Origin of the sequence: Arenibacter sp. F20364 (genome assembly GCF_023015905.1) — a bacterium.
In the GTDB taxonomy this organism is placed as follows: Bacteria; Bacteroidota; Bacteroidia; order Flavobacteriales; family Flavobacteriaceae; genus Arenibacter.
In genome coordinates this window covers 187,821-213,006 of record NZ_JALKBD010000005.1, presented here as the reverse complement: position 1 = coordinate 213,006, position 25,186 = coordinate 187,821, and the positions used below count along the sequence as shown (strand labels likewise).

General features: G+C 39.1%; 24 protein-coding genes. 19 read left to right on the top strand and 5 right to left on the bottom strand.

Annotated elements, in window-relative coordinates; genetic code table 11:
- Positions 1-61: 61 nt before the first annotated feature.
- The 3 genes from MWU84_RS06085 to MWU84_RS06075 form a co-directional block, all read right to left on the bottom strand.
- Complete coding sequence (locus MWU84_RS06085) at positions 62-412, bottom strand: phage holin family protein (RefSeq protein ID WP_246899449.1); 351 nt, start codon at positions 410-412, stop codon at positions 62-64.
- Positions 413-720: 308 nt separating this feature from the next.
- Complete coding sequence (locus tag MWU84_RS06080; protein WP_246899447.1) at positions 721-1,488, bottom strand: alpha/beta fold hydrolase; 768 nt, start codon at positions 1,486-1,488, stop codon at positions 721-723.
- On the bottom strand, positions 1,488-2,201 hold the full coding sequence (locus MWU84_RS06075; protein WP_246899445.1) for a pyridoxine 5'-phosphate synthase: 714 nt from the start codon (positions 2,199-2,201) through the stop codon (positions 1,488-1,490). Before MWU84_RS06075 ends, MWU84_RS06080 begins: the two co-directional genes overlap by 1 nt.
- Positions 2,202-2,492: 291 nt before the next feature.
- Between MWU84_RS06075 and MWU84_RS06070 the strand changes: the two genes are divergently transcribed.
- The 7 genes from MWU84_RS06070 to MWU84_RS06040 all read left to right on the top strand — a co-directional run bounded on the left by MWU84_RS06070 (position 2,493) and on the right by MWU84_RS06040 (position 9,831).
- On the top strand, positions 2,493-3,149 hold the full coding sequence (locus MWU84_RS06070; protein ID WP_246899442.1) for a CBS domain-containing protein: 657 nt from the start codon (positions 2,493-2,495) through the stop codon (positions 3,147-3,149).
- A 143-nt stretch (positions 3,150-3,292) separates the two neighbouring features.
- Positions 3,293-4,174, top strand: a complete 882-nt coding sequence (locus tag MWU84_RS06065) for an NAD kinase (RefSeq protein WP_246899440.1) — start codon at positions 3,293-3,295, stop codon at positions 4,172-4,174.
- 116 nt (positions 4,175-4,290) lie between these two features.
- Entirely contained in the window at positions 4,291-4,977 is a 687-nt protein-coding gene (locus MWU84_RS06060) for a DUF6089 family protein (protein ID WP_246899437.1), read from the top strand.
- 31 nt (positions 4,978-5,008) lie between these two features.
- Positions 5,009-5,725, top strand: coding sequence for an isoprenyl transferase (locus MWU84_RS06055; RefSeq protein WP_246899534.1), 717 nt, complete (start codon positions 5,009-5,011; stop codon positions 5,723-5,725).
- 4 nt (positions 5,726-5,729) lie between these two features.
- Entirely contained in the window at positions 5,730-8,309 is a 2,580-nt protein-coding gene (locus MWU84_RS06050; RefSeq protein WP_246899435.1) for a POTRA domain-containing protein, read from the top strand.
- Between the two features lie 105 nt (positions 8,310-8,414).
- The gene (locus tag MWU84_RS06045; RefSeq protein ID WP_246899533.1) at positions 8,415-9,245 is read left to right on the top strand and encodes an OmpH family outer membrane protein; all 831 of its coding nucleotides are present in this window, start codon (positions 8,415-8,417) and stop codon (positions 9,243-9,245) included.
- Between the two features lie 76 nt (positions 9,246-9,321).
- Complete coding sequence (locus MWU84_RS06040; RefSeq protein WP_246899433.1) at positions 9,322-9,831, top strand: OmpH family outer membrane protein; 510 nt, start codon at positions 9,322-9,324, stop codon at positions 9,829-9,831.
- Positions 9,832-10,012: 181 nt separating this feature from the next.
- On the opposite strand, the gene MWU84_RS06035 is transcribed toward MWU84_RS06040, so the two are convergent.
- Positions 10,013-13,066 carry a PVC-type heme-binding CxxCH protein gene (locus MWU84_RS06035; protein WP_246899430.1) on the bottom strand — a complete coding sequence of 1,018 codons (3,054 nt, stop codon included), beginning with the start codon at positions 13,064-13,066 and terminating at the stop codon, positions 10,013-10,015.
- Positions 13,067-13,394: 328 nt separating this feature from the next.
- Between MWU84_RS06035 and MWU84_RS06030 the strand changes: the two genes are divergently transcribed.
- The 7 genes from MWU84_RS06030 to MWU84_RS06000 all read left to right on the top strand — a co-directional run bounded on the left by MWU84_RS06030 (position 13,395) and on the right by MWU84_RS06000 (position 18,700).
- Positions 13,395-14,558 (top strand): acetylxylan esterase, encoded by a 1,164-nt coding sequence (locus tag MWU84_RS06030; protein ID WP_246899428.1) that lies wholly within the window; start codon positions 13,395-13,397, stop codon positions 14,556-14,558.
- A gap of 11 nt (positions 14,559-14,569) precedes the next feature.
- Entirely contained in the window at positions 14,570-15,379 is an 810-nt protein-coding gene (locus MWU84_RS06025; protein ID WP_246899426.1) for a sulfurtransferase, read from the top strand.
- A 113-nt stretch (positions 15,380-15,492) separates the two neighbouring features.
- Complete coding sequence (locus MWU84_RS06020; RefSeq protein WP_246899424.1) at positions 15,493-15,924, top strand: BLUF domain-containing protein; 432 nt, start codon at positions 15,493-15,495, stop codon at positions 15,922-15,924.
- 53 nt (positions 15,925-15,977) lie between these two features.
- The gene (gene modA / locus MWU84_RS06015; protein ID WP_246899422.1) at positions 15,978-16,766 is read left to right on the top strand and encodes a molybdate ABC transporter substrate-binding protein; all 789 of its coding nucleotides are present in this window, start codon (positions 15,978-15,980) and stop codon (positions 16,764-16,766) included.
- Entirely contained in the window at positions 16,759-17,160 is a 402-nt protein-coding gene (locus tag MWU84_RS06010; protein WP_246899420.1) for a hypothetical protein, read from the top strand. Before modA ends, MWU84_RS06010 begins: the two co-directional genes overlap by 8 nt.
- Complete coding sequence (gene modB, locus MWU84_RS06005; RefSeq protein ID WP_246899418.1) at positions 17,160-17,831, top strand: molybdate ABC transporter permease subunit; 672 nt, start codon at positions 17,160-17,162, stop codon at positions 17,829-17,831. Before MWU84_RS06010 ends, modB begins: the two co-directional genes overlap by 1 nt.
- Complete coding sequence (locus MWU84_RS06000) at positions 17,828-18,700, top strand: ATP-binding cassette domain-containing protein (RefSeq protein WP_246899416.1); 873 nt, start codon at positions 17,828-17,830, stop codon at positions 18,698-18,700. Before modB ends, MWU84_RS06000 begins: the two co-directional genes overlap by 4 nt.
- A gap of 25 nt (positions 18,701-18,725) precedes the next feature.
- Here MWU84_RS06000 and gldA read toward each other — a convergent pair whose 3' ends face one another.
- A complete protein-coding gene (gene gldA, locus MWU84_RS05995; RefSeq protein WP_246899414.1) occupies positions 18,726-19,619 on the bottom strand; it encodes a gliding motility-associated ABC transporter ATP-binding subunit GldA in 894 nt (297 codons plus the stop codon).
- 470 nt (positions 19,620-20,089) lie between these two features.
- Here gldA and MWU84_RS05990 point away from each other — a divergent pair, with 470 nt between their 5' ends.
- The 5 genes from MWU84_RS05990 to MWU84_RS05970 all read left to right on the top strand — a co-directional run bounded on the left by MWU84_RS05990 (position 20,090) and on the right by MWU84_RS05970 (position 25,108).
- The gene (locus tag MWU84_RS05990) at positions 20,090-20,920 is read left to right on the top strand and encodes a prephenate dehydratase (protein WP_246899412.1); all 831 of its coding nucleotides are present in this window, start codon (positions 20,090-20,092) and stop codon (positions 20,918-20,920) included.
- Positions 20,914-22,059, top strand: a complete 1,146-nt coding sequence (locus tag MWU84_RS05985; protein ID WP_246899531.1) for an aminotransferase class I/II-fold pyridoxal phosphate-dependent enzyme — start codon at positions 20,914-20,916, stop codon at positions 22,057-22,059. Before MWU84_RS05990 ends, MWU84_RS05985 begins: the two co-directional genes overlap by 7 nt.
- Positions 22,060-22,207: 148 nt before the next feature.
- Positions 22,208-23,068 (top strand): prephenate dehydrogenase, encoded by an 861-nt coding sequence (locus MWU84_RS05980; protein ID WP_246899410.1) that lies wholly within the window; start codon positions 22,208-22,210, stop codon positions 23,066-23,068.
- Between the two features lie 9 nt (positions 23,069-23,077).
- Complete coding sequence (locus MWU84_RS05975) at positions 23,078-24,160, top strand: bifunctional 3-deoxy-7-phosphoheptulonate synthase/chorismate mutase type II (RefSeq protein WP_246899408.1); 1,083 nt, start codon at positions 23,078-23,080, stop codon at positions 24,158-24,160.
- Between the two features lie 273 nt (positions 24,161-24,433).
- On the top strand, positions 24,434-25,108 hold the full coding sequence (locus MWU84_RS05970) for a head GIN domain-containing protein (protein ID WP_246899406.1): 675 nt from the start codon (positions 24,434-24,436) through the stop codon (positions 25,106-25,108).
- The last annotated feature ends 78 nt before the right edge of the window (positions 25,109-25,186 follow it).

Sequence of the window (25,186 nt, the reverse complement as noted above, 5' to 3'; positions counted from 1 at the left end):
AAAGTACTACATTTTATAATCTCCAACAAGTTTTTAAATTACTGAATGTCAAAAAGGTACCTTAGATATTTTTGTCGTCGTTTAGAAATGAATAAAATATAGATTGCAGAAAGGAAAGTAAAAGACTAAAAAGTAGCGCCCACCAAATATTGTTTACCTGAAAGCCGTCTATAAAGTAGTCGGCCAAAAGAATGATGATAGCATTAATAATGAGCAGGAACAGCCCCAAGGTAAGTATGGTGACCGGTAGTGTCAGGATCACCAGGATGGGTTTTACAATGAAATTTAACAAACTCAGAACAATGGCTACGACAATGGCCGTGGTATAGGAATCCACACCTACCCCAGGTAGTATTTTTGCTAAAATAACCACCGCAACGGCGCTTAAGAGAATTCTTAGAATTAAGTTCATGTTTTTTCTTTTTGGGTTTTGGAATGTTTGGTCAATGATATTCCCCATAAAAGTAAACATTTATTTTATTAGTGTAACTCAATTTTGAGAAGTCAGTAAGACGCACTGAAAATTGCAAGTTGCACTAATCCCGCCTTTTTCGGCGGGATCTGGGTTCAATACCTCGATCCTAGGGTCGATTCCTATTATTGAGTTCAGGGTTTGCCCTGAGGTTTAATACCTTTTATCTATCAAGAGGATATTTTCCTTTGTCTTTAAGATTGGACATTGAACCTACCAAAGGTTTTCGTTACGAATAAAGAAAGCGACTATTTGATAAATTGAATGGATTTTTCAAAAAATTGGCTTGGATTCTCGGCATGAAGCCAATGTCCGGCCTTTTCTATTGTCTCAACAGTGGCAAAGGGAAAGTGTCTTTTAATAACGGATAAATCATCAGCTATTATATATTCTGATCTATCTCCCCTTAGAAAAAGTGTTGGACCTTTAAAGGTGTCCGTAGATCCTATGTTTTCTCCAATTTCTTCCATTTTTCCACTGAGCACTTCAAGATTGAAACGAAATCCCAAAACCCCCTTTTCTTTCCAATACAAATTCTTTAATAAAAATTGACGGATTCCCATATTCTTGATGTGTCTGGATAGTTGTTCGTCCGCTTCACTTCTTGAGCTAAGATTTCCTATATCCATGGCATTGAGGCCGTTAATTATATCTTGGTGATGGGGTGGATAAAATTTTGGGGCAATATCGGCTATCAATAATTTTTTGGTTAATTCGGGATAACGACAGGCAAAGAGCATGGCCGTTTTTCCTCCCATGGAATGACCAAGCAGTATAGCGTCTCCCAAATGGTGGTGGTCCATGTATTGTTTTACATCTTCTGATAATAGATCATAATTGAATTCAGGGGAATGAAAACTTTTTCCGTGGTTCCGCAAGTCCAGCAGATGAGCCTGAAAGCCCTCTTCGGCATATTTGGACCCCATGGATTTCCAATTGTCGGACATGCCCAAAAAACCATGTAAAATAATGATCGGAGGTCCTTCCCCTAAAATATTGGAATGCAGTAATGGCATTATTTTAATTTGTTTAGATACATATTAATAACATTTTCCAGGCCAAGATACAGGGATTCACATATGAGGGCATGGCCAATGGAAACTTCCAGCAAGTGGGGAATGTTTTCCTTGAAATATTTTATGTTGTCCAAGCTGAGGTCATGTCCTGCATTTAGGCCCAGCCCTAATTGATGGGCTATTTGGGCAGCTTTGGTAAAGGCGGTGACTCCTTTTTTGTTTCCTTTGGCATATTCATGGGCATAACTTTCGGTATATAGTTCTATACGGTCGGCACCTGTCAATGCGGCACCTTCGACCATTTTAATATTGGCGTCCACGAAAATGGAAGTTCTGATGCCCTTACTTTTAAAGGTGGCTATTACTTCTTTTAGAAATTCCTTGTGTTTTACGGTATCCCATCCAGCATTGGATGTAATGGCGTCAATGGCATCGGGGACTAAGGTAACCTGTGTGGGTTTTACTTCCAAAACCAAATCCATAAACGACTTAATAGGGTTTCCTTCAATGTTAAATTCCGTGCGGACCAATTTTTTTAAGTCCCTGGCATCTTGATATCTAATATGTCTCTCGTCGGGTCTTGGATGAATGGTAATGCCCTGGGCCCCAAAATCTTCAATATCTTTGGCTACTTTTAACAGATCGGGGACGTTTCCTCCACGCGAATTTCTTAATGTTGCAATTTTATTTACATTAACGCTAAGTTTTGTCATAGGACTTTGGTATGTTTAAAAAACAAAAATACAAATTAGGCATACCTTTTGCTGTTTTTATTATGAAAGAATTCGTTTTCCGAGCTCGTTTCTATCAATTGGGAGAATATTAGAAAATCCGGTTTGGGCGACTTTTAATGATTTTAGGATAAGATTGGTTTTAGAGTATCCTTAATTTAGCGGTATTGTTTTTTGGTAACCCGCAAAAGCTGGGTCTATTTCGAAATAATACTTGGGAAGATTCGGGTTCTTAGAAATTTTTATTAGTATTTTGCGTTATAATATGAAGTTATGAATATTCAAAACAACATAATTGCCACATTGCCGATTTTTAAAGTGGGTGATTCCTTGAAAAAAGTGATCAAATTCTTTAATACGTCGACCTATTCCCATGTTGCAGTGGTGGAAGGGAATATTTTTATAGGGGTTTTGGATGAAAATGACCTAGATAATTATGAAACGGACAAAAAGATAGAGGATTACCGATATAACTTGGACACCTTTTTTGTTCGAAAGGAAACTTCTTGGCTTGATGTTTTGGAAGTATTTTCCAAGAACGAAGCAAACCTTTTGCCCGTCTTGGATGAAGAGGGTGTTTTTTTGGGATATTATGATCTTATAGATATTGTTGATGAGTTTATAGATACACCGTTTTTTACAGAACCTGGAGGAATCCTGGTACTGGCCAAGGGTGTAAAGGATTACTCGTTTAGCGAAATTGCACAAATAGTGGAAAGTAATAACGTTAAACTTATAGGTGGTTTCATAACGGATATTAGAAATGACGTTATTCAGATTACCATTAAAATAGGCACTACACATTTAAATGAAATTATACAGTCTTTTAGAAGGTATAACTACACTATACTCTATGGGAATAACGATGATCAATTTATTGAGGATTTAAAACAGAGGTCCGATTATCTGGATAAATATCTAAATGTTTAACTCTTATGAAATGAGCCAATTTGAAGAAGGGAAATACCTCACGATAATGTTGGAGTTTATGTTTGTTGGAATTGGCGAATTACACCCGCCTGAATGAAGAAGTCGGGCAGGTCTGACAAATAAAAAAAGATAATTTTAAACAGATGAAAGTTGCCATTTACGGACTTACTTGCCGGAATAACGTTTTGGATTACATTTTGGAGTTGTTGGACGAGCTTCATAAAGAGAATGCTAAAATTTACTTTGAAAAAGAGTTTTACAGCTTAATTATGGCCAAACGTGATGTGGGCGACTTTCCCACATTTACCAATTCTAATGGCTTGGATACCCATTTCGATATGTTTGTAAGCTTTGGTGGTGATGGTACCATCCTAAGGGCTACCACCTATGTTCGTGATCTGGGAATACCTATTGTAGGTGTAAACACGGGGAGACTAGGGTTTTTGTCCACATTCAGGAAAGAAGATGTACGCAAGGTGGTAAAGGAATTTGTTTCGGGGGCATATACCATTGTTGAGCGCAGTTTGGTAGAGGTAAGTGCGCAGTCCGATATTCCTGAATTTAAAACATTGAACTTTGCTTTGAACGAGATTACCGTGAGCAGGAAAGATACCACTTCCATGATTACGGTGGAAACGCATTTGAACGATGAATATCTAACTTCCTATTGGGCAGATGGATTGATAGTAGCAACACCTACGGGATCTACCGGGTATTCACTTAGCTGTGGTGGCCCTGTAATTGCTCCCTCAGCAAAATCTTTGATACTTACTCCCATTGCCCCCCATAATCTAAATGCAAGACCTTTGGTGATTTCTGATGATACTGTTATAAGGCTCAAAGTTTCCGGGAGGGAAGAAAGTCATTTGGTTTCCTTGGACTCAAGGATAGCTACCGTGGCCAGTGGTAAGGAAATTTTTATTAGAAAAGCTCCCTTTACCATTAAAATGATCGAATATACCTCCGAAAGTTTTCTAAAAACACTACGAAATAAATTATTGTGGGGCGAAGACAAGCGTAATTGATTGTTTTTACGCGACAATAAAAAGAAACAAAATCTGTTTATCAAGTGAGAACATGAATGTAATAATTTACTAGTCTAAACTACTGAAATTGTTATATTTGCAAACTTTTATAAATAATGAGGTTATTTTTTGCGGTAATTCTTCTTTTCATTTTTGGTGAAATAAAGGGACAAACATACGAGATTGGCCTATTTGCTGGGGGCACCAATAATATTGGAGATGTTGGAAGGTCTAATTTTATTTTGCCTTCGGGGCCTGCCTTTGGTGGCTTGTTCAAATGGAACAAGAGTAAGCGCTATGCTTGGAGGGCCAGTGTTATTTATGGAGAATTTACAGCGGATGATTCCAAATCGGATATACCGTCCCGCCAACAACGGAATTTTATAATGGACAATAGTGTACTGGAGGCGTCCGCAGGTTTGGAATTTAATTTTGTAGAATATAATCTTCACCGTTTAGGGCCGGCATTTACCCCCTATCTTTATACTGGTGTTACCTATTTTAGGTATGGGTACCATTATTTTGATGCGGCTCAATTGCAGGATATTGGACAGAAGGATGGTTCTTTTGCCATACCTATGACGGTTGGAGCCAAGTTACGGGTCAGTCAATTTTTTATTGTCGGAGCGGAGATAGGGGCCAGGTATACCTTTACGGATAACTTGGATGCGAGTAATCCAAAAGGTTCCAATTATGAGGAATTTAGATTTGGAAATATTTTTAGTGATGACTGGTATGTATTCTCTGGGGTTACCTTAACGTATACCTTTGGTAGAAAACCTTGCCAGGATTGCTTTCAGTAGTTTTAAAAAAATTAGTTTGGAAGAATTAAAGATGAAATCATTGCCTAGACATCTGGCCATAATTATGGATGGTAATGGGAGATGGGCAAAACAAAAGGGGAAATTAAGGGTTTTTGGCCATGAGCAAGGGGTGAAAACCGTTAGGAGAACTGTTGAGGACTGTGCCAGAATTGGGTTGGAGTTTCTTACTTTATACACTTTTTCCACTGAAAATTGGAATAGGCCAAAATTGGAGGTAGATACACTAATGAGGTTATTGGTGTCTTCCCTTAAAAAGGAATTGAAAACCTTGAATAATAATAATATTAAGTTAAATACCATTGGCAATATAACTTCCTTGCCCAAGATTGCTCACAAGGAATTGTTGGACGTAATGGAGAAAACTAGCGCGAATACCGGTATGACTTTGACCCTTGCCCTAAGTTATGGGTCTCGGGAAGAAATAAAAAATGCCGTACAACAGCTATGCGTCAAAGTTAAAAATAATATAATTTCTCCCGAAAATATTGACGAAACCATTATTAATAACCATCTTTACACGCAAAATTTACCGGACGTAGACTTGTTGATCCGCACCAGTGGAGAGCATAGGATCAGTAATTTCTTACTTTGGCAAATTGCGTATGCGGAATTGTATTTTACTGATGTATTTTGGCCGGATTTTTCGGAACAGCATTTATTGGAAGCCATTAAAAATTACCAGAACAGAGAACGAAGATTTGGAAAAACTAGCGAACAACTCACCTAGAGACATGAAAAGGTTCATGTCCCTTGAACTTTTTACTACACTTTTATTCTTAATTTTTACACCGGTTATCTCGGCACAGGATATTTCCTATGAAGATGGTAAACGGTATATTCTTGGAGGATTGGAAGTTACCGGATTACAAAGTTACAATGAACAAACTGTAAAGACTTACACAGGTTTAAGGGTTGGGCAGCCTATTACCGTTCCAGGCGATGAAATAAGCGCTGTTATCAATAAGTTATGGGGACTGGAGCTTTTTACGGACATAAACTTTTATATTATTAATGTTGAAGGGGAAAATGTTTTTCTTGAACTAAATATTATTGAAAGGCCAACACTTTCCAATGTAACCGTTTATGGAGTCAAAAAAAGAAAGATAGATGAAATCCTTAAGGATACCGATCTAAAAAAGGGTAAAAAGATAACCGAGAGTTTAATCGCCAATTCCAAGAATTATATACAGAACAAATACAAAAAGAAAGGATATCTTAATGCCAAGGTAAACATTGTCACTTCAAAAGATACGACCGATGCCAATACAGAGGCCATGGTCATAAATGTGAAACAGGGCGATAAGGTTAAAATCAATGATATTGTTTTTGAAGGAAACGAGCAGTTGTCCAAAAAACAGCTGAGCAAGGCCTTGAAAAAGACCAAGAAAAGAAAGTTCTACCGTTTCTGGAAGAAATCGAAATATATAGAGGAAGATTACAAAAATGATTTGGTTTCCCTTGTGGACAAATATGCCGAAAAAGGTTTTAGGGATGCCCGAATAATTTCGGATACCTTTGTTAAGGTTTCCGATGATCTCATCGATTTGAAAATTAAGGTAGAGGAAGGGAACAAGTATTATGTCGGTGACATTGATTTTGTTGGAAATACCGTTTACACGGACCGTCAACTTGCCCAGGTTTTAGGGGTTAAAAAAGGCGATACCTACAATGGCGTATTGTTGCGTAAACGTATAGCGGATGACACCAAGCCGGATGCAGAAGACCTTACCAATTTATATCAGAACCATGGTTATTTGTTCTCCAGTATCAACCCTGTAGAGATTTCGGCTGAGAACGACACCATTAATTTTGAAATTAGGATTATTGAAGGTAAGGAGACTTTTCTGGATCACGTTACCGTAATAGGTAATGACAAGACCAATGACCACGTCATTTTTAGGGAGTTGCGTACCAGACCTGGCCAACGTTATAGTAAAGGGGACATTATTAGGAGTATCAGGGAATTGGGACAATTGGGATTCTTTGATGCCGAACAGATAGTGCCGGATATCCAAAACCCGGATCCCAATGCAGGAACGGTGGATATCGCCTATAACTTGGTAGAAGCTGGCTCTAGCCAGATAGAGCTCCAGGGTGGTTATGGTGGAGGTGGTTTCATTGGTACATTGGGACTGTCTTTTAGTAACTTCTCCATGAAGAATTTATTTAATGGGGAGGCTTATAAGCCGGTACCTATGGGTGATGGACAAACCTTTGCACTGCGATTACAGGCCAGTAGGACCTACAGGGTGTATAGCTTAAATTTCTCCGAACCCTGGTTGGGAGGTAAAAAGCCGGTAAGGTTCAATATGTCCTTATCCAGGACACAACAGTTTTATTACAACCCTTATGTAAGTAACAAGCCAGATAAAAGCAAACAGTTTTCCATTACTGGAATTACGGCAGGTTTGGCAAAAAGGGTACAATGGCCAGATGATTACTTTACCATTTCCCACTCTTTGGGATATCAATTATATAATTTCCAAGATTATAATTTAGGGCTTTTCAATTTCGGGAATGGAAAATCGAACTCCATAGCGTATACCTTGGGAATCTCTAGAGATGCTACGGGTGGAGGACGTATTTATCCTAGATCGGGTTCAAATTTTGCACTTACGGCCAAATTTACTCCTCCCTTTTCCTTGTTCAATAATATAGACTATAAACAGCTCAATGAAGATCAGGAAACAGCCATTGAGGAATTGGATAGTGACGAAATAGAGCGGATAGATCAAGAGCGCTTTAGGTGGTTGGAATTCTACAAGGTTAACTTTAAAGGTGATTGGTATACTACTTTGGTAGATAAATTGGTTTTGAGGACCAATGCGGAATTTGGGTTTTTAGGAAGTTACAATGAAGATGTAGGTAAGGTTCCTTTTGAACGATTTTATGTTGGGGGAGACGGAATGGGAACCTACACTTTGGATGGTAGGGATGTTATTTCTTTAAGAGGTTATGAGAACCAATCCTTAACACCATATAGTACGGACCCCTTAAGTGGCGGACAAGTACAGGACGGTGGAATTGTATATAATAAATACTCTTTGGAGCTTAGATATCCTTTAACATTAAAACCGTCTGCTTCCATTTATGGGCAGGTATTTTTAGAGGCAGGAAATGCCTTCAACAATTTTCAAGACTTTAATCCGTTTGAGTTAAAAAGATCTGCCGGAGTGGGGCTACGTATTTTTATGCCGGCATTTGGATTGTTGGGAATTGATTTTGGATATGGATTTGATCAAGATTATAACCCTAATTCATCCGGACCTAGCGGTTGGCAGACCCACTTCATCATTGGACAACAGTTTTAATATATAGAATTTTGCAATTGTTGTATATGTTAAATGGTTCATTCTAAAATATTTAGTTATTTTGGCACGATATTTTCTATAGTAATAAAAGAAGATAGCATGAGAATTAAATCGAAAGTACTTTTGTTTCTGGTGGCAACTATGTGTGCTGCTACTATTTCGGCACAAAGAGCAATTAGGATTGGTTATGTGGATATGGAATATATCCTGGAGAATGTAGAGGAGTACAGGGAGGCCAATGAACAATTGGCGACCAAAGTGCAGAAATGGAAATTGGAACTGGATAAGGAGAAAGGTGTTATTGATCAGATGAAAAAGGATTTAATGGCAGAGAAAGTGCTGTTAACAGAGGAATTAATTTCTGAGAGACAGGAAGAGATCCAAATCTTGGAAAAAGAGATGTTCGATTATCAGCAGGATAGGTTTGGTCCGGAAGGCGATCTGGTGCTTCAGAAGAGAAGATTGATACAGCCAATTCAAGATCAGGTATTCAATGAAGTGCAGAAAATTGGGGCAAATAAAAAATATGATTTTATTTTTGATAAATCGGCAGATGTTGTAATGTTGTATTCCGAGAAAAGACACGATATTAGCGATCTTGTTTTAAGGGGAATATCAAGGACGAGGAAGATAAGTGCACCTAGGAACAAGCGGGACACTAGAAATAGTTTTGAGGATCTTGAAGAGGAAGAAGAAATTAGCGATGCGCTTTTAGAAAGGCAGGAGAAAGCCAAGCAGGCTGAAGAGGCCAGGGCCAAGACGGCTGAGGAAAATAGGGCAGAACAGCTTAGAATTAGGGAGGAACGTAAAAAGGCATACGAAGAAAGAAGGAAAAAATTATTGGAAGAGCGGGAAGCCAAACGAAAAAAAGAATTGGAGGAGAGAAGTGGCAAAAGGGACTCGGACGAAGAGGGGAATTCAGATGACAACCAATAACATTAAATAAAGTTTAAACCAAATTACATTTATATAACTAAATCTTTAAATTAACACTCAAACATTAATTAGAATCATGAAACAAATTAAGAAAATAGCAGTAGCCATAGTTTTGTTCGTAGCAGCTACAAGTTTTGTTAACGCACAGGCAAAAATTGCACATATAGATGTACAGAAATTGTTGTCTGAAATGCCGGAGATGAAAGCAGCTGATGCAGAACTAAAGAAATTACAGGAAACTTATAGGGCGGATATTGAAAGTTCAATGACCGAACTAAAGAATAAATATACCCAATATTCAAATGAGTCATCTTCAAAGTCTGAAGAGGAGAATCAGAAAAGAGCTTTGGAACTTCAAGGTTTTGAAAAAAATATTGGTGAGGCACAACAGACGGCATCACAGGAATTACAAAAAAAACAGGCAGAGCTTTTAGGTCCTATCACTGAAAAGGCCAAGAAAGCTATAGAGGCTGTGGCAGCCGCCCAGGGAATTGACTACGTAATGGATGCCACCCAAGGTGGTGGACTTATCGTAGCCAAAGGGAAGGATATATTGCCAGATGTTAAGAAGCAATTAGGTTTCTAATCCAACAATAAATTGTTTTAAAAAGCCATGCAAACGCATGGCTTTTTTCATTTTTCAGGTGGTTTATCCGCTCTTATGTGGCAAGGGGTGTTTATGGGCTATAAATAGTTGGGATGCGTTAAGCTATACCACAGGAGGTATTCCTATTTCCATCCCTTTGCCATGCCGTATGGACAGAGATTTATTGTTCTTCCGTTACTACCTTTAAGGTCTCTAAATATGCTACCAGATCTACCAAGTCCGCTTCTGGCATTATATTGGCCAAGCCTGGTGTCATCAAAGATTGTTCCAGGGCCTGCTGTTCGGTGATATCCTGCAATTCCAAGGTTTTTTGGGTGCCTCCCATCATTTTTATGGTTATTTCATCCTCTGTCCTGCTTAAGATATATCCTGTATAGGTCTTGCCATCTTTCATCTTCAACGAGTAGCCTTCAAAACCAAAATTGATACCGGCACTGGGGTATATAATATTGGAGTATAAGAATTGTTTCGAAAGTTTATTGCCTATATCCGACAATTCCGGTCCAAAATCAATACCCGAACCTGCAGCCAAATGACAGGAACTGCAATAGGTGGTGTAAATTTTCTTACCGTCGGTGGCATTGCCACTACGTTCTACCAATTTGGCAATGTCCAATGCTCCATCACCTTCTGTAGACAGGAATTTAGGGGCGTTGGTTCTGATCTCATCGTTCCAACTGGTCATAAGCTTTAGCACAGCGGAGGTTTTATATTCTTCGGCCAATTTACCATCCTCCAACAATTGGTATAACTCCTGTTGTCCAGACCCTGTATTGCCTAGGGTTTCTATCATTTTTCTAGTAACCGCATGGCTCAGTTCCTTGTTGGTAATGTTTTTCTTTAGGAGGGCAATGGCTGTAGGGTTGGATATTCCGTTCAATTTTTCCATAACTGCAATTTTAGAGGATTCCTGTTCCTGGGAATGAAGGAATTTATCGATCAGTGAAGCGCCTTCATTGTTGAGTAAAATATTGGCAGCTTCCTTTCCAATGTCTGTGTCCTTGCCATTGACCACCACTCGGAACAAGGCCTCATTTTGGTTCTTTAAATCTAGGTTTTTGATAGCCATGATCCATTCTGGTGTTCCTTCAATCTTGGGAAGCACTTCTTTGACCATTTTAATATGTTTTGGTGAGCTATTTACAAACTTGACATCCATTTGGCCTATAGCATAGGCCTGTATTTTGTTTTTCAAGGGATGGTTCCAACTCAGCATGTCCATTAGGTATTTGTTTTTACTGGGGTGATCTTTAAAATCTATTGCCCTAAAATAGGAAGCTAATTTGGCAGAGGGCACATTCCCGTCTTTGATTAGGGATACCAACATAGGAACCGATTCTTTGGCACGGACACGCCAGACTATTTCTTTGCCGGCTTCGCTTTGCCAGTTCTCTCCAACCTTGTTTCTCCAGGCACTAAAATACAGGTCTGGGAATTGGTCCGATCCAATACCCAAGGCTTCCAAATACCAGCGATCACCTGCGGTATGTTGGGCAGCCAAATTTGCCCATTGTTCAGCTGCCATTTCCGAGCCAACATATCTGAGCCCTATGGCCGCTTCTCTACGGACCTGGGGCGCTTTATCGTTTGTTACAGGGGATAAGTATTTTTCCAGACTTTCCTTGCCTTTAAAACGAGCCATTCGGATGCCCTGCATTCTATATTTGGGATCTTCGTCCTTTAGGGCCATTTCTATATATTCATTGCTTTTGGTCGGAATGTGTAGACCTAGCCATAAGGCACGGGCTTTGGCAATGCCGCCTTTGTCAATCAATTCAGTCAGGAGAGGCTGTGCGGCTTCGCCCATGGAATGCAATTTTTGCCATGATTGATAAAAAATGTCCATGTTTCCCGACAGGAGTCCTTTCGCAGCGCCATTTCCAGTTTTGGGGTCTAAGGCAACAGAAAGATATTCCGGGGTAGTGGACAAACGGTAAATTCTTCCCCTTGCAATATCTTCCGCCTTGTGTCCGCCAACACCACCATCATACCAATCGGAAATAAAAAGGGAGCCATCGGGGGCAATGCTCACATCGTCCGGTCTAAACCAATCATCTTGGCTTTTTACTAAATTTTCAATTTTTGCGGTATAACCTGCTCCCGATTCGTCTGTAATATAAGCACGGACTACATTATGGCCGGGTTCGGCATGTATTGGATAATTTTGAAATTTTTGTGGCAACATATTGTCCTCGTAAACCAATATACCGCAAGGCGATCCCGATCCGGTCTGTAGTAAATTGGGGATGGTTCCCGGATCGTTTAAATGCCAGTGCCTTTTGGGTATGTCGCTATCCCATCCTGTTCTTCTTTCCCGCCAGCTTGCCCCGGTCAATAAATTCCTATATCCATAATTACCATATTCCATGACGAAATTTATTCGTGTTCCCCGATTGCCATCATCGTCATTATCCGACTGCCATAGAGCTCCGTAGGAGTCAATGGCAATTTCATAGGGATTTCTGAAATTATGCCCTAGAACTTCCAGATCAGTCCCGTCCATATTCATTCTAAAAGCCATCCCTTCCCGATAAGGCTTGCCATTGGCTACTATTTCTTGGCCGTACATGTCCAAAACGGCCTCGCCATTTTTGTCCATTAATTGCTTTCCATTATTGCCGAAGTTGAAATAAAGTCGACCGTCAGGGCCAAAGACAAAAGCATGTACCCCATGGTCGTGATCTACCCCTTCTATACCTTGAAAAAGGATTTCTTTGGAATCGGGAAGATCGTCCCCATTCTCATCGGTAAAGACAAAAACGTTGGGACTAACGGATATTATTACTTTGTTTCCCAACACGGCTATCCCTAAGGCGGCATTGATGTCTTCTCCTTGGTAGAAAACCTTGGAGGTGTCCGCTTTACCATCTCCGTTGGTGTCCTCAAGTATTAGGATGCGATCGCCGGCATCGTCATAACTATTGTCCGGATTGGCGAACAATCTGTAATTCCTGGCTTCGCAGACCCATATTCTACCTTTGGCATCAATAGCCATATTGGTTGGGTTTGTTACCATGGGTTCGGAAGCAAACAGCTCAAGATCCAAGCCTTCCGATACCTCCATAGAGGCTATGGCATTCTCGGGTTTTCTTTTGTCCTGTTCTGAAAGTGATGCAAAATCGATATTAACTTTTGGTTCGTCCTTACAAGAGGAAAAGGAGCCTAAGACCAAAATGATAATAAGGGTCTTGGTGGCAATTTGGTTTTGAAACATGTGACGGTTTTTGGTTGTATTGCCACAATTTACCAAAAAAACCAGCATCAATTTGAAAATAATGGGTTAGTCTTTTGGGATGAATAGCTAAATATGGGCTATACTAATATCCTCTCGTTAAGGATGTTGTTTAGTAATGTTGGTATAGGGGGTGTTTGAATTTGGCTCCATAATCACAAAACAATGGATGAAAAGCACTATTTTAGATAACAGTATATAAAGGGGGGCTACTAAATTTGACGGCTTTTTTAAAGTGATGATTTAGGCTATGTCCTATTCAATGTATTAATACATAAATTTTAAAACCAACGATTAAATTTTAAAATAGATGAAGAAAACAGTCAGTCTTATCGCATTTACTTTTTTTTGTTTGCTTGTTTATGGTCAGGACAATATGTTGTGTGTTGGCAGCTATTGGAGCGAGGATGAGGCAAATATTGTCATGAAAAAATTTGCCTCGGAATGGAACGACATGGAATCTTGGCAACAAAGGTCATTAAGAATTAAAAAGGGAATTATAGATGGTATGAAAATGGATAAGATGCCAAAAATAACGGGTAATTTCAATCCTATTATCAGAAATACCAAGGTTATGGACGGTTATATTGTAGAAAACATTGCCATTGAGAGCTTTCCAGGTTTTTTTGTTACTGGAAATCTTTACCGCCCTAGTAAAGTAGATGGAAAATATGCAGGGATTCTTAGTCCGCATGGTCATATGAAAGACAAAAGATATACAGACTACATACAATGGCGTTGCGCAGCATTGGCAAGAATGGGAGCAGTAGTTTTTGCCTATGATATGGTGGGTTACGCAGAAAGCACACAGGTTAACCACAAGATGCCCATAGCCTTGTTGTTGCAAACCTATAACAGCAAGCGGGTCTTGGAATATTTACTATCCCGGCCTGACGTGGATCCTGAACGTATTGGGATGACAGGTGCCTCTGGCGGAGGTACCCAAACCTTTGTTTTGACGGCCATTGATGATCGTATAAAAGTAGCTGCACCTGTAGTGCAGGTTTCCGCACACTTTTTTGGAGGATGTGTGTGTGAGAGTGGAATGCCCATACACAAAAGTGCTGACCACCAAACCAATAATGTGGAAATTGCCGCCCTATGTGCCCCTAGACCTTTATTATTGGTTTCGGATGGTTCGGACTGGACAAGAAACACGCCAAGAATAGAGTATCCTTACATACAAAGGGTTTATGCGCTCTATAATGCCGAGCACAAAGTGGAAAATGTTCATCTTCCAGCTGAAAGACATGACTACGGCTATAATAAAAGAACGGCTCTCTACAATTTCTTTGACCATTATCTTGATCTCGACGCTGGTAATATTCCTTATGCCGAGGGCTATAAGGAAGATTTTGTTACCATTTTGCCCCCGGAAGATTTAATGGTTTTTGGTGAGGAAAGTCCTAGGCCCAAGAATACCCTCCAGGGAGATGAAGCCGTAATGGCATATTTAAAAATATCAGTCAATTAAAATAGATGATAATGAAAGATATACTAGTATCTGCCGATTGGTTGAAGGAAAATTTGGACATGGCCGAACTAATAATTTTGGATGCCCGATTACGCTATGATCCGTCAGTATCAGATTTAGATGACCTTAAGATCAAAGGAGCTCGAATATTTGATCTTGAAAACCAGTTTAGCGATAAGAATAGTCCGTTTCCCAATATGCTCCCAAGTCCAGATCAATTTGAAAAGTCCTGTAGGGAATTGGGAATTAATAGATCCAGTAAGATTGTAGTCTACGATCATTTTGGAATTTATATAAGCCCTAGGGTCTGGTGGATGTTTAAGATTATGGGGCATGACAATGTTAGTATTTTGGACGGTGGTTTTCCGGAATGGAAGAGTAGGGGGTATGAAACGGAAAAAGTGATTGATATGAAGCTTGAGTCAGGTAATTTTGAAGCTAATTTCAATTCCGAAATTGTGGTGGATTTTGAAGACATCCAGGATAATTTAAAAAGTGGAAAGGCCTTGGTCATAGATGTCCGTTCCTCGGATCGCTTCAATGGCCTTGTTCCGGAACCGAGGAAGGAATTGAAAAGGGGCAATATTCCGAACTCTATCAATATACCTTACGAAACTGTTCTAAAGAACGGAAAGTATAAATCCCTCAGCGAGTTGAAAAGGGTTTTTAATGATTTGCAGACCGAGGGGAGGCCGTTGGTATTTAGTTGTGGGTCAGGTGTTACGGCCTGTATTGTATTTTTGGCAAGTGAATTGAGTTTAAAAAATCATAATAAGGTTTACGATGGATCGTGGACAGAGTACGCACAGTTAGCGGATTAAGTATTCACAAATACTAAAAATAATAGCCTTTCTGGGGACGTTTGGATTTTTTCGGGTATTGCATTATCCTATTGAATTACATAATTTTTGTATTTTGTTCCAAAATAGTTTTCATGTACCAACTTTCTTATTTTTCCAAAGCAACCCAAGATATTTCTGAAGAAGTTATTAGCGGTATTTTGGAAAAGTCCCGTGAGCGTAATAAGGCTAAAGGTGTTACTGGTTGCCTGGTTTTTCATAAATTTTCCTTTGTTCAAATAATTGAGGGAGATAAGAACCATATACAATCATTGTTCGAGGAAATTAGGCAGGACAAGAGGCATCACGATGTAAGATTATTGTGGGAGGGTAAAAATATCGGAAGAAATTTCGGGGACTGGAATATGGCCTATTTTACTGAATCCAACGAAAGATCGGGGAGTGGGGAGTTGAAAAATTTTGAGCGAAATTTATTCTTGTTGTCCGAACTGTCCGAAGGTACCACTGCTGCATTGAACATGTTTTGGATAAGTGTGGGTAAGCTCATTTCAGGGGAGATGAACTAATTTGATTTTGATTCCCATCTGTTTTTTAGAATAAAAAATTTGTCGATCAAAAGATGTTCAACAGTGAAAAAATAATTAAGGGATTCGCTTGGCGATGCATGGCGTTGATTATGTTAATCTGCCTATTGGCGGGGTGTCAAGACAATGGCGCCAGGAAAATTACGGTTGCCACTGCGGCCAATATGGAATCTGCTATGGAGGCCATGACAAAGGCCTATACCAACAAAACTGGAGTGGAATTCGAGTTAATTGTTGGATCATCCGGTAAATTAACGGCACAGATTATGGAAGGTGCCCCTTATGATATTTTTGTAGCGGCCAATATGATATATCCGGAGGCCCTATACAGGGAAGGGAAAGCAATGAATGCTCCAAAGGTCTATGCCAACGGAAAATTGGTGCTTTGGTCAATGGTGGGGAATACCCCGGTTTCAATTGACGCGCTATCCGATCGGGCTATAGCGCACATTGCTATGGCAAATCCCAAAACTGCCCCATATGGTGTTGCTGCTGAGGAGGTTTTGCAGCATTATGGATTGAAGGAAGTCTTGGGGCCTAAATTGGTTTTCGGGGAAAGCATAGGGCAGACAGATCAATTCATAATTTCCCAAGCTGCACAAATTGGTTTTACAGCTTTATCAACGGTCCTATCGCCCGAAATGAGGGGTAAAGGGAGTTGGGTTATTGTGGATCCATCGCTATACTCCAAAATTAGTCAGGGTGTAGTGCTTGTTAACCGTGAAGAAAGCACTATTCAGTACGCTCAGGATTTTTATGACTTTCTTTTTTCGTTAGAGGCCAAGGAGATATTAAAAGAATTTGGATATTTGATGGATGAATAGTTTTTCCGGACATATTACAGATATTAAAACCAATGGAACTATGTCCATAGTTTGTGTTGAGGTGGACAATGGGGAGGAATTAATGTCTGTGGTCATAGATAGCCCGGAATCTGCCCCTTATTTGAAAAAGGGTAAAAAGGTTAATGTCCTGTTTAAGGAAATGGAGGTTGCGGTCACTACCCAAAAGGAATTGAACATAAGTATCGAGAATAGGATTTCTGGAGTCGTTGCCTCTGTGGAAATGGGCCTTTTGTTGAGTAGATTGATTTTGGAGACAAATATAGGTGAGGTCATTGCCATAATAAGTACTAAGAGTTTAAAGCAGATGGAATTGGTTGAGCGGATAGAAGTGGTGATTATGGTTAAATTGAACGAAATAATACTGGCACCGTAATGGATTGGCAGCCCCTAGTACTTACATTTAAACTTGCGGTGATAACCACGGCTATATTATTTGTGATTTCTATTCCCATTGCCAGTTGGCTATCAAGTACAAAATCTAAATTTAGGCCTGTACTGGAAACCTTGGTGAGCATGCCTTTGGTGCTGCCGCCTACCGTATTGGGTTTTTATATGCTGGTGGCCTTTAGTCCCGCAAATGCTTTTGGGAGTTGGTTAAATGATTGGCTGGGAATTAAGCTTATATTTTCTTTTGGGGGTTTGGTAGTGGCTTCTGTGATTTACAGCTTGCCGTTTATGGTACAACCCATTCAAGCAGGGCTCTCCTCGCTACCTTCAACTCTAAAAGAGGCTTCCTATACAATGGGGAAATCAAAATTTACGACACTGTTAAAAATTTTGTTGCCCAATATAAAACCCTCCCTTCTTACTGGGATTGTACTTTCCTTTGCCCATACTGTTGGCGAGTTTGGCGTAGTGCTAATGATTGGGGGAAATATGCCCGGAAAGACCAAAGTGGCCTCTATAGCGATCTATGATGAAGTGGAAGCGCTTAATTACGCTGCTGCTAATAGCTATTCATTGATTTTGTTTACCGTAACTTTTGTAATTCTACTATTGGTTTATCTTACCAATGGGGGTTATTTTAAACGCTTTTCCCAATGATACAGTTAAATCTGCATAAAACACTAAGCTCCACTGGAGGAAAAATGGCCCTTGATTTGGATTTGACCATAGAAAAGGGGCACTTTGTTACCCTATTTGGGGAATCAGGGGCAGGTAAAACTTCTACTTTAAGAATGCTCAGTGGATTGTTGAAGCCGGATAGCGGGATGATAACCGTAGGAGGAACAACATGGTTCGATAGTCGCAGCAATATTGATCTTAAACCGCAACAGCGAAAGGTGGGATACGTATTTCAGGATTACGCTCTCTTTCCCAATATGAACGTGCGTCAAAATTTGGAATATGCGCTTCAAAAAAATCAGGATAATTCTATAATAAGGGAGTTGTTGGAATTTGCAGAACTGGAAGAATTACAACATAGAAAACCGGAAACCCTATCCGGGGGGCAAAAACAACGAGTGGCACTATCCAGGGCATTGGTCCAACGACCTGAGATTTTAATATTGGACGAACCATTGTCGGCATTGGATCTTAAAATGCGGATAAAGCTACAGGAATATCTTTTGCAAGTTCATAAGAAATATAAACTAACAACAATATTGGTAAGTCATGATATTGGGGAAATTGTAAAACTATCGGATAGCGTCTTTGAGATTCAAAATGGTCGTGTAATCAAAAACGGTACTGCTGCCGATTTTTTTGGACTGAATAAGACAAGTGCCAAGTTTAGATTTTCCGGGGAAATTCTAAAGATACAGAGGGAAGATGTGATTTATATAATTTCTGTGCTTATAGGTAATGATATTATTAGAGTGGTCTCGGACCCTAAAGAGGCTGCCCTGTTAAGGATTGGAGATCAGGTTCTAGTGGCTTCCAAGGCTTTTAATCCTATCATTCAAAAATTATAGGATTTGTTCTGTCCTTTAAATTATTTTAAAGGGTCAATTCTGTAAATAAACTCTCAAGATTCTTGTTTTTCCTACTCAATTGCAGGGTTTTTAATTGGTTGTCATGAGCGAAGTCGAATACAACAGGTCGCATATCATTAGTTGTGTTAAAGGTAATCTCATAAACAAAGCCACCAATATTTTTAACCACACTTACATTGGGCAATTTCTTAAGAAAGGCTTCTTCCACCCTATAATCGAACTCAACCACTAAAACCTGATCTTGTCCATCACGTAATTCAGATAGTTTTTTATCTGCCACAAGGGTTCCCTTATTGATGATCAATACCCTGTCGCAGACAGCCTCTACCTCTTTCATGATGTGTGTGGACAGTAGAATGGTCTTTTCTTTTCCTATTTCCCGTATCAACTTTCTAATTTCCAAAAGTTGATTGGGATCAAGGCCAGTGGTAGGCTCGTCCAGGATCAAAACCTCTGGATCGTGTAGTAGTGCAGCGGCCAATCCCACTCTTTGTCGATACCCTTTGGATAGTTGCCCTATCTTTTTGTTCGCCTCCGGACTTAGACCGGTCTGTTCAATTACTGCGTCGACCCTACTTTTGTCTACTTTGTAAACATCTGCGTTAAACCCAAGATATTCCTTTACATACATGTCCAAATACAAAGGATTGTGCTCGGGCAAATAGCCAATGCTCCTTTGAACATTTTTCTTCTCCTTTTGAACATCAAATGAATTGACCTCCGCTTGGCCTTGATCTGGGGTGTGATAGGTGGTCAATATTTTCATCATAGTGGATTTACCTGCCCCATTGGGGCCCAAAAAGCCTACTATTTCCCCTTTGTCGATAGTAAAGGAGATCTGGTTCACTGCTTTTTGTTTTCCAAAGGATTTGGTAATGTCTTTTGCTATGATGGACATGCGATACTTTTTTATCAAAAATAATGTAAATTGGTGAAACCTGGATTTAATTATCATTTGGATAAAATATTGATCGTCAATAGTGAGTTGTAGGTTTTGTAAATGAGACATTTGGATTGGTTCTTCGCAATTCGCAAAATTTAATCCCATAGGGCGGTTAATTCATATTTTTTAAGGGGATATTGTAAATAAAATATAAAAATTGGGTCATCCATACCGATTTATAAATATAATTATTACTTTAGCCGGAGTTTTATAAGAAAAATGACAAAGCAATATTTCTGGAACGGTTTTTATTTTTACTTCTTTTTTAAGGGAGGTAAGGGACTGTTCTAGCATATTTTTAAGATATATATAGATAAAAGTCCTGTGAAAACCAGGGCTTTTTTTTTGGATAAAACTTTCGAAAAGAGGGGTAAAAGGAGTTTAGCGGTAAATCATAATCAGGCCGGAGGGCAATTTAAAAAAGGGTGAAATTAAGAATAGCAATACAAGGTATCAAAGGTTCTAACCACCATCAGGTGGCAAAGGACTATTTTGGAGATGACGTTACATTCGTTGAATGTTCATCTTTCGATATTTTGGTAGATCATTTAACCAACAAGACTGCAGACAAAGGGGTTATGGCTATTGAGAATTCCATTGCGGGGTCCATTATACCAAATTATGCATTGGTGTTCCATAAAAACCTTCATATTATTGGGGAGAAGTACTTAAGTATTCATCACAATCTAATGGCTCTGAAAGGGCAGACAATAGATGAGATAAAGGAGGTACGTTCCCATCCAATGGCCTTGTTGCAGTGTAATGAATTCTTTAAGCATTATAAACACATCAAACTCGTTGAAGATGTGGATACTGCCGAGACGGCCAAAAATATTCAGGAAAATCAGCTGATGGGAATAGCGGCTATTGCGCCAAAAGTGGCTGCCGAGTTGTACGACTTGGAGATTATTCATTCGGAAATACAGACTATCAAGGATAATTCTACTAGGTTTATCATAGTAAAAACTAAAAACAAAGCGCTGCCCGAAAAGGAAATTAACAAGGCTTCGGTACGGTTTATCACGGATCATAAACGCGGAAGTCTTGCTGCTATATTGAATGTGATGAGCGATTGTAGGCTGAACCTTACCAAGATACAATCCTTGCCGGTAATAGAGATGCCATGGAAGTATTCCTTTTTTGTGGATGTGACCTTTGATAAGTATGAAAATTTTGAAAAAGCAAAAGCCTTATTGGAAATTATGGCGGAAGAATTTAAAGTATTGGGAGAATATAAAAATGCCAGAATATTATGATTGCTGCAAGTAGATTAAATTCGGTTGAAGAGTACTACTTTTCTAAGAAACTTAGGGAAGTACGGGGGTTAATGGCAGAGGGAAGACCTGTGATAAATATGGGTATCGGTAGTCCTGATTTGGAGCCATCCCATGCCGTGCAAAATGCGATAAAAGAGGCTTTGAGCCATGAAGGGGCGCATCAATATCAGAGCTATCAGGGCTTACCAGAGCTAAGGGAGTCATTTGCATCTTTTTATAAGAATAAATTTGGTGTAGTTGTAGACTCACAAGCTGAAGTACTTCCATTAATGGGGTCTAAAGAGGGGATTATGCATATTAGTCTAGCCTTTTTAAACCCAGGAGACGGGGTGTTGATTCCCAATCCCGGTTACCCTACATACACATCGGTAACCAATTTGGTAGGTGCAAAGCCGCAGTATTATGATTTAACAAGTGTCAAGGGTTGGTTTCCTGATTTGGAAGAATTAAAAAAGCAAGACCTTGAAAAGGTTAAATTGATGTGGACCAGTTATCCTCATATGCCAACAGGGGCTACGGCTAATAGAGAGCAATTAACAGAGCTTGTGGCATTCGCTAAGGAAAATGACATTTTATTGGTAAACGACAATCCATATAGTTTTGTTCTAAACCAAAATCCCATAAGTATCTTGGAGATAGATGGAGCCAAGGATGTGGCCTTGGAATTGAATTCCCTTAGTAAGACTTTTAATATGGCAGGTTGGCGAGTTGGGATGGTTTTGGGGAACAGTGAACATATCAATGCTGTCCTAAAGGTGAAAAGCAATATGGATTCGGGTATGTTCTATGGCATTCAAAAAGGGGCTATAGCTGCGTTGAACAGTAATGAATCATGGTTTAATGAGTTAAACGAAGTCTATAATAAACGCCGGGAACTGATGTATGTCCTTGCTGACAAGCTAAAATGTTCCTATGATAAAAATTCCGTAGGGATGTTCGTTTGGGCCAAATTGCCTGCTGGAGTTTCTTCTTCTGAAAAGTTCATTGACGAGGTGCTCTATAACAAGAACATTTTTATTACTCCCGGAACAATTTTTGGTTCAAACGGAGAGGGGTATATTCGTTTCTCCTTATGTGTTACGGCAGATAAGATTGAAGAAGCGATTAATAGGTTTTGAAAAATAATATAAATGAAGATCAATTTGTTTCCAAATATGGGTATGCGGTCGAGGTCTTTTTATAGTTAATCGATAATAATTGAAATTCCCAATTTATAGTGGGATTATTGTAGGTGTTCTACCATTTTGGAACTAATGATAAGATAGTATGAATGTATTTGTAATCGGTATCGGATTAATTGGTGGATCACTGGCCAGGGATATTAAACGCAATAGGCCGGATTCCAAAATTTACGGCATAGATGCCAATGAAGGACATCTGGAAGAGGCTATGTCATTATCCTTGATCGATGAAAAGGCGGATTATAGTCAATTGCACAAGGCCGAATTTGTAATAGTGGGTATTCCTGTGGATGTTATGGTGCAGGAACTGCCCAGAATATTGGACGCCATTAATGATGATGCCGTGGTTATTGACGCAGGATCTACCAAATCCCAAATTTGCAAAGTTTTGGATAATCATCCTAAAAGAAGAAATTTTCTGGCTTGTCACCCAATTGCCGGAACCGAGTTTTCAGGACCTTCTGCCGCTATAGAAGGATTATTTAAAGGGAAGACCAATATTATTTGCGAAATTGAAAAAACGGCCTTTAAGTTACAGGAAAGAGCATTGGAACTTTTTCAACAATTGGGTATGCGGATACGTTATATGAATCCGGAGGCGCATGATAAGCATATTGCCTACGTTTCACATTTGTCACATATAAGTTCTTTTATGTTGGGAAAGACGGTTATTGAGAAAGAAAGGAATGAACGTGATATTTTTGACATGGCTGGAAGTGGTTTTGAAAGCACCGTACGATTGGCAAAAAGTTCACCGGCCATGTGGACTCCGATTTTTAAACAGAATAAGGAAAATGTCGTTGAAACATTGGGAGAATATATTCAAAATTTGAAGGAGTTCAAAGCTATGTTGATCGCAGATGATTATGAAGGCATTTATAAGGAAATGAATAGTACAAATAAAATAAAGGAAATATTAAACGGAATACCACTTAACAAAAAATAGAGTATAGAAATGGAAAATTCAAAACAAATGAGAACATGGTTGGACGATATGAAATTGGACCATCCGTTAGTAATTGCCGGGCCTTGTAGTGCGGAAACAGAGGAGCAAGTTCTCCGAATTGCCAATGAGTTAAAAGATACCGATGTAAATTACTATCGTGCCGGAATCTGGAAACCAAGAACGCGTCCTGGAATGTTTGAAGGGGTGGGGGCTTTAGGTTTAAAGTGGTTGCAAAAAGTTAAGTCGGAAACCGGTATGAAAACTTGTACCGAGGTAGCAAATGCCGCTCATGTTAAGTTGGCCTTGGAACATGATATTGATTTATTGTGGATCGGTGCCCGATCAACCGTTAGTCCGTTTATTATGCAAGAAATTGCGGATGCCCTTGCGGGAACGGATAAAATTGTATTGGTGAAGAACCCAGTAAATCCAGATCTAGCATTATGGCTTGGTGGAATTGAAAGATTGTATACTGCCGACATTAAAAATCTGGGCGCCATACATAGAGGTTTCTCTACTTATGAAAAAACTAAATATAGGAACATCCCGGAATGGCAATTGGCAATTGAATTTCAAAATAAATTCCCTGACTTACCTTTAATTAATGACCCTTCACATATTACTGGGAATAGGGAAATGATTTTTGACGTTTCGCAAACGGCCTTGGATCTTAATTTTGATGGTCTAATGATAGAGACCCATTTTGATCCGGATAACGCATGGAGTGATGCCGCACAACAGGTAACACCTTCCAAATTGATCCAGATCATGAAAGATCTGAAGATTAGAAAAGAGTCTGATACCGAAGCAGAGTATAATAGTCAACTTAGCAATCTAAGGGCACAAATTGATGTTCTTGATAGCCAGTTAATCGATATGCTTGGTAAGAGAATGAAAATATCCGATGGTATTGGTGCTTTGAAAAAGCAGAAAAACGTTGCTGTTTTACAATCGAATAGATGGAATCAGATATTAGGTGCCATGATTTTGGAAGGAGAGGCTAAGGGATTAAGTGAAGAATTTGTTTTAAGAATGTTTAAGGCTATTCACCAAGAATCCATTAATCACCAAGAAAAGATAATCAACGCATAGACTATTTTATTGGTATACCGTTAAAAACCCGCTATATGCGGGTTTTTTTGATTCAATGTTTTGGTTTGTTACTCGATAGTTATAGTGGTATCACAGGTTTTAAAAATTGTATTTTCAGCTAAAATTGGTCAAGTGTCAATTGTTAAAGTTAATTGTTTTTATAATTTGGTGTAACAAATCTACTTTTGTACCATCTTTACCACATTAATGGATCTAATAGAGTAAAGCTTCCCCAAATATTAATGGATTAGTGTAATAAAAAAAATAAGGATAATGAAAAATGTTTTGGTAATTGGTTTTCTAAGTCTATCGTTTCTGGGGTTTTCACAAAGGATAGTGGATAAATCCGTAGGGGATTTTAATGAGGTCAAGGTCTATGATCTAATAGAGGTCAACTTAATTAAATCCAATGAGAATAAGGTTTTGGTTAAAGGTGATAACGTGGATGATATTCAAATTGTAAATAAAAATGGGGTTCTTAAGATAAAAATGGAACTCAATAAAAAATTTCATGGCGAAAACACCTTTGTGGAGGTGTATTATAAAAATATAGACTTAATTGATGGGAATGAGGGCGCAAGAATTACAGTCAACGAAACCTTAAGCCAAGAAAAGATAGAATTAAAGACTCAGGAAGGCGCCAAAATAAAAGTAGGACTTGATGTGCACCAACTTATCGTGCGCTGTGTTACAGGTGGTGTAGTGGAGGCCTCTGGCAAGACTATAAATCAAGAGGTCGTCTTAAATACAGGAGGAGTTTTTGAGGGGAAACCGTTACTAAGTGAGAAAGCCAGTATTAAGATAACGGCAGCAGGAGAGGCTGCAATGTTTGTTTCGGATGCAATAGATATTAATATTAAAGCTGGCGGGGATGTGTATGTTTATGGGAACCCGAAAGAGGTAAATAAGAATACGTTTGCCGGTGGTAGGGTAAAAATAATGGATTAGTAATTTTAAGATAGTACAAAGAAACAGGTTTGCATTATAATAGAGTCACGAAAACAAATTATCTTAAATATAAAACCC

Bases quoted from the DNA above. Each gene is read 5' to 3' on its own strand.
- MWU84_RS06085 (WP_246899449.1), bottom strand. From the start codon at position 412: ATGAACTTAATTCTAAGAATTCTCTTAAGCGCCGTTGCGGTGGTTATT.
- MWU84_RS06080 (WP_246899447.1), bottom strand. From the start codon at position 1,488: ATGCCATTACTGCATTCCAATATTTTAGGGGAAGGACCTCCGATCATT.
- MWU84_RS06075 (WP_246899445.1), bottom strand. From the start codon at position 2,201: ATGACAAAACTTAGCGTTAATGTAAATAAAATTGCAACATTAAGAAAT.
- MWU84_RS06070 (WP_246899442.1), top strand. From the start codon at position 2,493: ATGAATATTCAAAACAACATAATTGCCACATTGCCGATTTTTAAAGTG.
- MWU84_RS06065 (WP_246899440.1), top strand. From the start codon at position 3,293: ATGAAAGTTGCCATTTACGGACTTACTTGCCGGAATAACGTTTTGGAT.
- MWU84_RS06060 (WP_246899437.1), top strand. From the start codon at position 4,291: ATGAGGTTATTTTTTGCGGTAATTCTTCTTTTCATTTTTGGTGAAATA.
- MWU84_RS06055 (WP_246899534.1), top strand. From the start codon at position 5,009: ATGAAATCATTGCCTAGACATCTGGCCATAATTATGGATGGTAATGGG.
- MWU84_RS06050 (WP_246899435.1), top strand. From the start codon at position 5,730: ATGAAAAGGTTCATGTCCCTTGAACTTTTTACTACACTTTTATTCTTA.
- MWU84_RS06040 (WP_246899433.1), top strand. From the start codon at position 9,322: ATGAAACAAATTAAGAAAATAGCAGTAGCCATAGTTTTGTTCGTAGCA.
- MWU84_RS06035 (WP_246899430.1), bottom strand. From the start codon at position 13,066: ATGTTTCAAAACCAAATTGCCACCAAGACCCTTATTATCATTTTGGTC.
- MWU84_RS06030 (WP_246899428.1), top strand. From the start codon at position 13,395: ATGAAGAAAACAGTCAGTCTTATCGCATTTACTTTTTTTTGTTTGCTT.
- MWU84_RS06025 (WP_246899426.1), top strand. From the start codon at position 14,570: ATGAAAGATATACTAGTATCTGCCGATTGGTTGAAGGAAAATTTGGAC.
- MWU84_RS06020 (WP_246899424.1), top strand. From the start codon at position 15,493: ATGTACCAACTTTCTTATTTTTCCAAAGCAACCCAAGATATTTCTGAA.
- modA (WP_246899422.1), top strand. From the start codon at position 15,978: ATGTTCAACAGTGAAAAAATAATTAAGGGATTCGCTTGGCGATGCATG.
- MWU84_RS06010 (WP_246899420.1), top strand. From the start codon at position 16,759: ATGAATAGTTTTTCCGGACATATTACAGATATTAAAACCAATGGAACT.
- modB (WP_246899418.1), top strand. From the start codon at position 17,160: ATGGATTGGCAGCCCCTAGTACTTACATTTAAACTTGCGGTGATAACC.
- MWU84_RS06000 (WP_246899416.1), top strand. From the start codon at position 17,828: ATGATACAGTTAAATCTGCATAAAACACTAAGCTCCACTGGAGGAAAA.
- gldA (WP_246899414.1), bottom strand. From the start codon at position 19,619: ATGTCCATCATAGCAAAAGACATTACCAAATCCTTTGGAAAACAAAAA.
- MWU84_RS05980 (WP_246899410.1), top strand. From the start codon at position 22,208: ATGAATGTATTTGTAATCGGTATCGGATTAATTGGTGGATCACTGGCC.
- MWU84_RS05975 (WP_246899408.1), top strand. From the start codon at position 23,078: ATGGAAAATTCAAAACAAATGAGAACATGGTTGGACGATATGAAATTG.
- MWU84_RS05970 (WP_246899406.1), top strand. From the start codon at position 24,434: ATGAAAAATGTTTTGGTAATTGGTTTTCTAAGTCTATCGTTTCTGGGG.